Genomic DNA, 5292 nt, shown 5'->3' on the forward strand with positions numbered 1-5292 from the left:
ATACCTATCTTCAACAATATTTTCTTTAATAGCAATTACAGTCATTATATCTCCGTAGTTTAAATGTACATAATCGACTTCTTCAAGTGCTCTTTTAAGTAATGTTGTACTTCCAGAACCTGGAATACCTGTTAATACTACTAATTTCATTTTTTTCCCTCACATATTGTTAAAATGAAATAAATAGGAGAAAATTTAATCTCCTAAGAATTTTCTAAGAAGTGGATTTGCGGACATGAGTTGTTCCTCAGCCATTTCTTCATAAAGCTTATGTATAATACCTACAGTAAGCAATACACCAGTACCTCCACCTAAAGCACCGGTTAAATCTGCAAGGAAAGCAATGAGACCTACATATATACCACTGATAATGGTAAGTGCAGGAATATATTTTTTCAAAATTTTATACAATTGACGTTTACTACTTCTGAAACCAGGTATCTGAATACCTGAACTATGAAGTTGTTCTGAAATCTTTTTAGCATTTAATCCACTGATTTCAACCCATAAGTATGAGAATAACATACAACATGCTATGAAGAAGATAGCATAAATAAGAACGTGAAGCGGTTCTGTAATAAACATTGATAAATTAGGAGTGGATAATAACCATGCAATTCCATCAACAGGTTTACCATTTTTAATATGACCTAAAAGAGGTATACCTATTTTTTGGAAAATGTTTGCAAAAAGTGTTACGTTAACAAGCAATGCACTAGTCAAAATAACCGGCATGTTACTTGAGTATACAAATTTCAATGGGTATTTACCAACAGCACCTCTAATTCTACCGTGTCCTCTTACACTTCCATGAGAAATAGGAATCTCTACTCTCATAGCTTCACCATATAATACAACTGCAAATACAATAATAGTTGCAATTAATGGGATTAGCACTGAAAAATCAGGATGACCTGCAGCGATAGCTTGAATAAATCCAGGGATAATTCCAGGAAGTGTTCCATCAGCAGTTGGGAAGAAATTGAATGTACCGACAATAATAGCTTGACATACACCAGCTGCAATGAATAAACCAATACCACTACCGAATCCCCATTTAGAAACAACTTCATCAAGGTAAATAATTACTAATGCACCAAGAACAAGTTGAACAATCAATAATAAGGTATATGAACCGTCAATAGGGACCAAGTTTCCGGTTAATACTAAAACACTTGCTTCGAATACAGTAAATACTATAGACAATACTTTTTGAGTAGCTTGGAAATGAGACTTATCCTTATGGGATGAAAGATCCAATTCCAATAAATTTGAACCCACTAACAATTGCAAAACAATGGATGCAGTAACGATTGGACCAATACCTAAAGTAAGGATTGAACCGAAACTTCCTGCCATAACTGCCCTTAATTGAGCGAATGAATCAATAGCTCCAGGAGCTAAACCGTATAATGGAATTTGTGTTAAAATAAAATATAATATTAAAACAATACCAGTCCACTTAAGTTTTTCATTAAAGTCCTCTCTGTGAACAGGAGATTTTACTTCAGGAATAAACCTAAATATTGGCTCTAAAACTTCTAGCGCTGACATTTTTTTCCTCTATAACTAATAAGGAAAAAAGCTATAATTCTATAGCTTCTCCTCCTAATTCTTCAATTTTTTCAATCGCAGATGCTGAAAATTGAGGAGCTGAGATAATGAAAGTTTTAGATATTTTTCCTTTAGCTAAAACTTTATCAAAGCCTAATTCAGTTACATCGATTACAATTGCATCTCCATCTTTTGATGCTTTACCTTGTGCAATTAAATCATCAGCTTGTTCTTCTAAGTAACTTAAATTAACAGCATTAACTTTTTTAATCATTTTTTGAGGTCTTTTGAAACCATGTTTACCGAAGTGGTCTGGGTCGTGGATTACAGTCCAGGTCCAGTGTTGTTTACGCATACCTGCTTTACCTTTACCACCTTTGTTACCTGCACCTCTACGTTTTTTAGTACAGCCTCCACCGTTGGATCTAGAACCTCTTTGTTTGTTAATTTTACGTTTTGTTCTAATCATATTATCCACCTGATTTAAAGCATTCTTTTTGCAAGATCTTTAATATTTTCTCCCCTGTATCCTAAAGATCCTCCTTCGTTAACAGATAAACGAATGTCTTCGTATCCTTTTCTTGGAGGGTGTAAACGGAAAACAGGTTTAATTCCTACATCAGCTAATTTTACTTTAGAATCAATTAAAGCTTTAGCTAATTCTGCAATATCATTATAATCAGTATTTTCAGCTACATACTCATCAGTAACTTTTACATTACCTGGAAGTCTACCTCTTTTAGCGATGATTGCTGCTAAAGTTTCAGCATCAATTTCTCCCCAGGTGATGTAATCCTTAGCTTTTTGAAGCATTCCTTCATAACTAGGATTTTCTTCTACTAATACTGCATGGCTGATTCTGTTAAGTCTTAACATGTCTAATGTGTCAGCAATGTTTTTAATGACACCAGTAGTTCCTCTAACTCTAATAACTAAAAACATAGTATCACCATTTAGTAGTTGACTCCCATTTTCTTGAGTTCTTCTTGAGTCGCTTTTACATTACTTAATTCTTTTAAAGCATCAAATACTGCATTTGCAAAGTTTACAGTAGTTTGGGTTTGTCCGAAAGTTTGAGACCATACATCGTGAATACCGGCAAGTTTTAAAATAGTTTTACCGACATCTCCAACTACTAAACCTACACCTGCAGGTGCTGGCATTAATGTAACACTTACACTACTACTTTTTCCTTGGACTTTGAAAGGTACGGTGTGTTCTCTTCCACAAACACAACCCCAGTCTCCACAACCTCTTCTAACTTTAATAATGTTGTATTTAGCATTATCAACAGCTTTTCTGATTGCAGGACCTACTTCTTTAGCTTTACCTTGTCCTAATCCAACATAACCGTCTTTGTTACCTACAGCAACAATTACTCTGAAATTAACTTTTCTACCAGATTTGTGCATCCTTTGAACTAAGTTAACATCCATTACTTCCTCTTCTAAATCTGGAATTAAGGCATCAACTATTTCTAATTCCATAATTGGAAGACCTTTTTCAAAGATTTCATCGATGTCAGTAATGGTTCCATCTTTAACTAACCTACCCATTTTGGTCTTAGGTTCCCATTCATCAATATTAAAACTCATAGTTATTCCTCTGCCTCATCGATATTTTTAATAGTTTCATCAAAGTTTTCTGGTAAATCTTTTGGATCAAGACCTCTTTCAAAGTACTTTGAGAATTTTTTTGCAACTTCTTCAGCATCTAAAGATTCAGCATATTCGGCAACATGTTCTCCTCTGATACGTTCATCTTCTGGGAAAATGAAGTCTCCGTGAGGAACTTCTAAACCTGCATCAACAGCACCTTTGAGAGCTGCGAATACTTTAGATCCTTTAATAGGAGATTTTAAACCAATGTCTAAAATTGCACTTTCAACACCAGCAGCTAATGCTCTTTTTGCACAGAGATAAGCGGTTAAGTAAAATGCTGAAATGTTTCCAGATCCTCCTAAGTAACCATATTTTGATAATTGTTTACTTACTGCTGAAGCGACAGTAATGTCCCCTTCAGGAGCATAATCAATAACTTGAACAGTAGCATGAGCGTTGGAAACTCTGACAACTAAACGAGATTTTTCGTAATCAACTAATTTGATTCTAGCGCCGTAATCAGTTTTTCCTTCTCTTCTTCTTCTGAATGCTACTTTATAATTAGATCCATGTGCCATGTTTATTCATCTCCTTTAATTAAATCATGGTCACGGGCGTAGTTTCTCATGTAAGATTTACTTCTAAATGCGCCACCCTTAGCCATTTTATATAATTTACGATAGGTAGTAGCATCAATTACTTCTTCTTCACGCATTTCTTTAAGATCTTTTCTTAAAGCTCTAATAGTAGTCATCCATGCTTTTTTCTTAGGGGTACGTGCTTTTTTAGCTCCTTTTACACTACCTCTACCTTTTCTTTTACCTTTTGCTTTTTGTTCTTTAATTTTTTTAGATCTGTAGCTACTATTACCTTTTTGAGGTTTTGCTTTAATAGCTCCATCGTTGATTAACTGCTTTACTCCTTCTCTAGTAATCGCCATAGATACTTCTTCTAATCTTTCTGGATCAATCCATACACGATTAAGACCTACTTTGAGTATACTAGCAGCCAATCTTCTTTGAGTTGTAAGATTCATGTATATAATCCTCCATTTTCAGCATAGCTGATAAATTTAGATAAAATCTAAATTCCCTTTTTTTATTTTATTTAACTGGTCATATCAATTCATAAAAACCCCGGAATTGATTGACCTATAAATATGAATTTTATTTGTTTAACACTTTTATTCCGAGTTCTGATGCTTTTTCTAACATCAAAGCTTTTTTCCTTTTACCGATAGAAGCACTTATTCTTGCAGCATCTACTGCTGGGTCTAAGTCTTCTAATTCTTGCATATTGTGAACAAGAACATCATTATATCCTGAAGGGTGTAAGTCCCTAATAGCTCTAGGGGTTCTGTAACCAATAGCTGGCATATCAGGTTTACCTGCTTCGTATCTTCTCATTTTACTGGTTTTACCTCTAGGGCGTCTCCATTTGATTCCAAGTTTTTTATAACGAGCATATTCTTGTCTTTTAAATCTTTTGTTAGCCATTTAAATCACCAAATTTACTCCTTGCTAATTAAATATATTCCGTCTTGGAATACTCTAGGATCTCTTCCTTTAATTTTAGTTGCTTGTTCTAAGTTAGCCATAGTTTGACCAACATGTTCCTTATTGATACCAGTAATTGTTACCTCATCACCTTTAACTGCTACTTCTGCAGAACCTACAATTTTAGCAGTTCTTGGGTGTCTTTCCCCGAGGAAATTGTCAATTACTACTGTATTATCTTGGACTTTAACAGTCATTGGAAAGTGAGCAAATACAATTTTCATGTGGTATTCAAAACCATCAGTTACACCAATAATCATATTGTTAATGTGTGCTCTTGTAGTTCCAATCATTGCTTTGTCTTTTTTCTTTGGAAATGCAGTTTCTAAAACAACTACATCGTTTTCTTCTTTAATACTTACATTAGGATAAGTAAATTTTCTGGAGTCTTCTCCATTAGGTCCTTTTACAGAGACCTCATTATTTTCAATTATAACTTCAACGCCTTCAGGGATTTCAATTTCTTCCCTTATAGCTGCAGCTACTACCATTTTATCACCTAATACATGTAAGCCAACAAACGTCCACCAATTCCAAGTCGGAGGCCAAGCGGTCTTAGGAAGACAATAGTAGGCCTCAAC

At 34.4% G+C, this 5292-nt stretch carries 9 protein-coding genes; all 9 read right to left on the reverse strand.

Annotated elements, in window-relative coordinates:
* Window positions 1–150, reverse strand: a 150-nt coding sequence (locus ACKI3D_RS06065; protein WP_407392942.1) for an AAA family ATPase, incomplete at its 3' end; no start/stop codon positions are given.
* A gap of 45 nt (window positions 151–195) precedes the next feature.
* Entirely contained in the window at window positions 196–1554 is a 1359-nt protein-coding gene (gene secY / locus ACKI3D_RS06070) for a preprotein translocase subunit SecY (protein ID WP_407392929.1), read from the reverse strand.
* A gap of 31 nt (window positions 1555–1585) precedes the next feature.
* Window positions 1586–2023 carry an uL15m family ribosomal protein gene (locus tag ACKI3D_RS06075; RefSeq protein WP_407392931.1) on the reverse strand — a complete coding sequence of 146 codons (438 nt, stop codon included), beginning with the start codon at window positions 2021–2023 and terminating at the stop codon, window positions 1586–1588.
* A gap of 14 nt (window positions 2024–2037) precedes the next feature.
* Window positions 2038–2496 carry a 50S ribosomal protein L30 gene (locus tag ACKI3D_RS06080; RefSeq protein WP_407392933.1) on the reverse strand — a complete coding sequence of 153 codons (459 nt, stop codon included), beginning with the start codon at window positions 2494–2496 and terminating at the stop codon, window positions 2038–2040.
* An 11-nt stretch (window positions 2497–2507) separates the two neighbouring features.
* Window positions 2508–3149, reverse strand: coding sequence for a 30S ribosomal protein S5 (rpsE, locus tag ACKI3D_RS06085; protein ID WP_407392935.1), 642 nt, complete (start codon window positions 3147–3149; stop codon window positions 2508–2510).
* Between the two features lie 2 nt (window positions 3150–3151).
* On the reverse strand, window positions 3152–3733 hold the full coding sequence (locus ACKI3D_RS06090; RefSeq protein ID WP_407392936.1) for a 50S ribosomal protein L18: 582 nt from the start codon (window positions 3731–3733) through the stop codon (window positions 3152–3154).
* Window positions 3734–3735: 2 nt separating this feature from the next.
* Window positions 3736–4191 carry a 50S ribosomal protein L19e gene (locus tag ACKI3D_RS06095; RefSeq protein ID WP_407392938.1) on the reverse strand — a complete coding sequence of 152 codons (456 nt, stop codon included), beginning with the start codon at window positions 4189–4191 and terminating at the stop codon, window positions 3736–3738.
* A 130-nt stretch (window positions 4192–4321) separates the two neighbouring features.
* Window positions 4322–4651, reverse strand: coding sequence for a 50S ribosomal protein L32e (locus tag ACKI3D_RS06100; protein ID WP_407392940.1), 330 nt, complete (start codon window positions 4649–4651; stop codon window positions 4322–4324).
* Window positions 4652–4665: 14 nt separating this feature from the next.
* A complete protein-coding gene (locus ACKI3D_RS06105) occupies window positions 4666–5202 on the reverse strand; it encodes a 50S ribosomal protein L6 (protein WP_407392944.1) in 537 nt (178 codons plus the stop codon).
* Window positions 5203–5292: the final 90 nt, after the last annotated feature.

The sequence above is a fragment of the Methanobrevibacter sp. genome (genome assembly GCF_045586545.1).
Taxonomy (GTDB): Archaea; Methanobacteriota; Methanobacteria; order Methanobacteriales; family Methanobacteriaceae; genus Methanocatella.

Bases quoted from the DNA above. Each gene is read 5' to 3' on its own strand.
- secY (WP_407392929.1), bottom strand. From the start codon at position 1,554: ATGTCAGCGCTAGAAGTTTTAGAGCCAATATTTAGGTTTATTCCTGAA.
- ACKI3D_RS06075 (WP_407392931.1), bottom strand. From the start codon at position 2,023: ATGATTAGAACAAAACGTAAAATTAACAAACAAAGAGGTTCTAGATCC.
- ACKI3D_RS06080 (WP_407392933.1), bottom strand. From the start codon at position 2,496: ATGTTTTTAGTTATTAGAGTTAGAGGAACTACTGGTGTCATTAAAAAC.
- rpsE (WP_407392935.1), bottom strand. From the start codon at position 3,149: ATGAGTTTTAATATTGATGAATGGGAACCTAAGACCAAAATGGGTAGG.
- ACKI3D_RS06090 (WP_407392936.1), bottom strand. From the start codon at position 3,733: ATGGCACATGGATCTAATTATAAAGTAGCATTCAGAAGAAGAAGAGAA.
- ACKI3D_RS06095 (WP_407392938.1), bottom strand. From the start codon at position 4,191: ATGAATCTTACAACTCAAAGAAGATTGGCTGCTAGTATACTCAAAGTA.
- ACKI3D_RS06100 (WP_407392940.1), bottom strand. From the start codon at position 4,651: ATGGCTAACAAAAGATTTAAAAGACAAGAATATGCTCGTTATAAAAAA.
- ACKI3D_RS06105 (WP_407392944.1), bottom strand. From the start codon at position 5,202: ATGGTAGTAGCTGCAGCTATAAGGGAAGAAATTGAAATCCCTGAAGGC.